This is a genomic window from Acidisphaera rubrifaciens HS-AP3 (assembly GCF_000964365.1).
In the GTDB taxonomy this organism is placed as follows: domain Bacteria; phylum Pseudomonadota; class Alphaproteobacteria; order Acetobacterales; family Acetobacteraceae; genus Acidisphaera; species Acidisphaera rubrifaciens.
The window spans coordinates 1-2,820 of record NZ_BANB01000968.1; the positions used below are offsets into that span (position 1 = coordinate 1).

A 2,820-nucleotide genomic window follows, 5' to 3' on the forward strand; every position below is an offset into this window, starting at 1 on the left:
GGCACCGTGCGCAGCCCGACGATCGCCGCGAACAGCCCCGCCGCCACCAGCGCGGAGAGCCCCGCGTCGCGCAGCGCGCTGACCGAACCCGCGTCGCGCAGCGCCGAACGCGGCATCAGACCTTCTCGACGTCGCTGCGGCCGAGCAGCCCGCTGGGCAGGAAGATCAGCACCAGGATCAGGATGGAGAACGCCGCCACGTCCTTGTAGGCGATCGAGAAATACGCCGACCAGAACACCTCGATCAGCCCGATCAGCAGCCCGCCCAGCACCGCGCCCGGCAGGCTGCCGATGCCGCCCAGCACCGCGGCGGTGAACGCCTTGATGCCGGCGATGAAGCCGATGAAGAAGTCGATCACCCCGTAGGACAGCAGGAACATCAGCCCCGCCACCGCCGCCAGCGCGGCGCCGAGCACGAAGGTCAGGCTGATCACCCGGTCGGTGTCGATGCCCAGCAGCGCCGCCATCACGCTGTCCTGCTCGCAGGCGCGCATGGCGCGGCCGAACCCGGTGCCCTGCACCAGCCAGGTCAGGCCGCCGAGCACCAGCAGCGTCGCCACGATCACCGCCACCTGCATCCAGCCGACCCGCACCGGAAAGGCCGGGTCCGCCAGCAGGGTGAAGCCGCCCGGCACCAGCGCCGGGATCGGCTTGACCCGCGCGCCCTGCGCCGCCTGCACGAAGTTCTGCAAGGTGATCGACAGCCCGATCGCCGAGATCAGCGGCGCGAGGCGGAACGACCCGCGCAGCGGGCGATAGGCCACCCGCTCCATCGTCCAGCCGTACAGCGCCGCGATCGCGACCGCGAAGATCAGCGCCGCCGCGATCGCCAGCGGCACGGCGGTCACCCCCGCCAGCCCCACCAGCACGATCAGCGCGAGGAAGGCGCCCATCATGAACACGTCGCCATGGGCGAAGTTGATCATGCCGAGGATGCCGTAGACCATCGTGTAGCCGAGGGCGATCAGCCCGTAGATCATGCCCAGCGTGATGCCGTTCACCGCCTGCTGCAGCGCATACGCCACGCCCGTCCCCCCGCCCCCGGCCCCGCTTGGCCCCGCCTCGCCCTACCACGCGCCCGCCGCGTCGGGGGAGACCGGCGCCGGCGCCGGCTTGCCAACCGGGGACGGGCTTGCTAGCAGACCCGCCCGCGGGCGGGTGCATAGCTCAGTTGGTAGAGCAGCTGACTCTTAATCAGCGGGTCGTAGGTTCGAATCCTACTGCACCCACCACTTCCGCCAAGGAAATCAAACAGTTAGCGTGAGGTCCGGCGGCCCCGCGAATATGCGGCGGAAATTGTCCGCACTGTGTCCGCAAGTCGGGCGGTGTGTCCGAGTGCGCTACACGTCCCGGCCATAGGGCACGTCTGGCGCCCGGCAGTGCGGGACCTTTCGCGCTTGAGGTGCTGGAAGGATCGGCGGGTGCCTATTTCTGGCGCTGGGCAGAAGCGGGCGCGCGCAATGGATTTCAACTTCCCGACGCTAGGAAATTGAACGTTTAAGGCGAGTGCGTCGGCAATGACAGTGCCACCGGCGGGAAAACCAAAGGTCTAGCGAATAAACCTTTCTACGCTTCGGGAAATAGTCGGTTTACTACCAACAAAAGGTAGCCATCTGCAACATCCCGTTAGTCGTGAAAACCCCGAGACTGATTATATCCATACCCAACAGAGCACTGTGGTTGGGTCCAGCTTGATGCAACTCGACGAAATTTCTGTTTCGGAATGGAAATTCAAATACTTTTTGACCAGGCAACACACACCTTAAAAAGAGGTCTCCTAAATAGTTATCTGCGGAGACACTCTGCGACGTATTGTGAACTTGTACCTTGCCTACGACGGGTAACTGGGCAGATTTTGCGACACCAGAGAAAAGTGACGTATGGCTACATCCCGTATCGGCAATTGCCTTAATCCAAGTTACCGGCGGTGCAGCCGCACCACTCTGCAACAGAGAAGCCGGTGGCGAGATGCCAATCTCAAGCAACGGCCCTATCGGATTGAACGGAATTATTATGCATGGCATACGAATAATATCCGAGCGTTACAGGCGTCGAAACCACTTCCTGAATCGAAAATAGCCTGATGTCGCCGAACTTATTTTTACCGCAAACGACGGCATCGGCAAGGGTGTCAAGAACTTCGACGATTTCTCCGTCGTGCAGCACGACAAACTTTCCAGGGTGCGAGTCGAGCAGATCAGAAAGCTTCGCCTGGAAGGTGGGATAATTCAGATCGGCCTGCGTCGGTCTGCTGTGATCGTGGTTCATGGTTAGCTAGCTCCCGATTGCGACCTTCCGAAAAACGTATACGCGCTTTCAAGCTCCAACATATGGGGCCGAAAAGATTAATTTTGAGTGTACGCGCCCGCCTAAGCGCTGCCAGCATACCCCCAACCACGACACAGGATGTCTTAGCGCCGCGCCCGAACTGATGGCAACGCCCCAGATTTGGGGACGGGAACAATATCAACGGGTTAGACGGCGCGCCCCGCGTCCCGCGCCTCGCCCTCGGCGCGGAGCCCCGTCTCGATAAGCCGCCGTATCGCCTCCGGCCGGCTCGGAGCGTCCGGCTGGCGGGTGATCCATGCGTCGAGGGCGGCGAGGGCGTCGTCTTGAAGGCGCACGCCGATCATGCTGCCCGGCTTCGGCGCCCGGCGGACTTTCGTGTATGCACGGATTGACGCGGTCATGGTTTAGTGATGACATGAATACGGCCGGGCGGGAAGTGCCAGCTTCACACGCCCGGCCTAACCCCGAGCACGGAGTTCACCCGATGCCCAAGGCTATCCCCACCACTACCACACCCCCGCCCGACGCCGCG

General features: G+C 62.9%; 3 protein-coding genes and 1 tRNA gene. 1 reads left to right on the top strand and 3 read right to left on the bottom strand.

The annotated features are described in order from the left end of the window. Positions 1 to 115: 115 nt before the first annotated feature. A complete protein-coding gene (locus B8460_RS19415) occupies positions 116 to 1,024 on the bottom strand; it encodes an ABC transporter permease subunit (RefSeq protein ID WP_048863278.1) in 909 nt (302 codons plus the stop codon). A gap of 131 nt (positions 1,025 to 1,155) precedes the next feature. Here B8460_RS19415 and B8460_RS19420 point away from each other — a divergent pair. Further along, a tRNA-Lys gene (locus B8460_RS19420) sits at positions 1,156 to 1,231 on the top strand. Between the two features lie 745 nt (positions 1,232 to 1,976). Here B8460_RS19420 and B8460_RS21335 read toward each other — a convergent pair. Beyond that, a complete protein-coding gene (locus tag B8460_RS21335) occupies positions 1,977 to 2,267 on the bottom strand; it encodes a hypothetical protein (RefSeq protein ID WP_148360726.1) in 291 nt (96 codons plus the stop codon). A gap of 206 nt (positions 2,268 to 2,473) precedes the next feature. After that, entirely contained in the window at positions 2,474 to 2,689 is a 216-nt protein-coding gene (locus tag B8460_RS19425; protein ID WP_048863279.1) for a hypothetical protein, read from the bottom strand. Positions 2,690 to 2,820: the final 131 nt, after the last annotated feature.